Genomic DNA, 506 nt, shown 5'->3' on the forward strand with positions numbered 1-506 from the left:
ATAACCAAAGTGCTTTTTATCATTGTGGAAAGGCTTGCGAAACTGCAAACGATTTAGAAATATTACGTCAAACAGAAAGAACTCAGACGCAGGGTCAAGCTTCACGGTTCGACGAAGATGGTTCCGGGGCTTTGATGCATATACACGCGTTTGCGCGAGAAACTAGTACGCCTTGTCTTCGTCTGATTTGCTCAAACACCTTTGAATGTGAGCATCAATTTCAGGCGCTCCAATGACGATGAGAAACCGACATGTTTCCATGGGAAACAATGTGCTGGCGAAATCGTATGCGAGAAGCTCTCTGGGCGTTTGCATGTCAAAACGCGCTAGGTAAAACCTTCTGCAACTAAGCCTTGATTATGCTTCTATTGGAAGCGCGCTTAAAGAGAAAATATCAGCCTCTCGGTTGTACAGCTTTTGAAGCCAACGGCTCATTGCGGGATTGGTCGATCAATAAGCGAGCAGCGGCATAGTCCGCGCTGCCGCCTTGCAAAATGGAGTTAATC

At 46.4% G+C, this 506-nt stretch carries 1 protein-coding gene; it reads left to right on the top strand.

What is annotated here, in order from left to right; translation table 11 throughout:
• Positions 1 to 236 (top strand): hypothetical protein (locus tag EVX52_RS25395; protein WP_205952728.1); only part of this gene is annotated, 236 nt, incomplete at its 5' end.
• Positions 237 to 506: the final 270 nt, after the last annotated feature.

The organism is Rahnella sp. CFA14(1/10) (assembly GCF_004195095.1).
Taxonomy (GTDB): Bacteria; Pseudomonadota; Gammaproteobacteria; order Enterobacterales; family Enterobacteriaceae; genus Rahnella; species Rahnella perminowiae.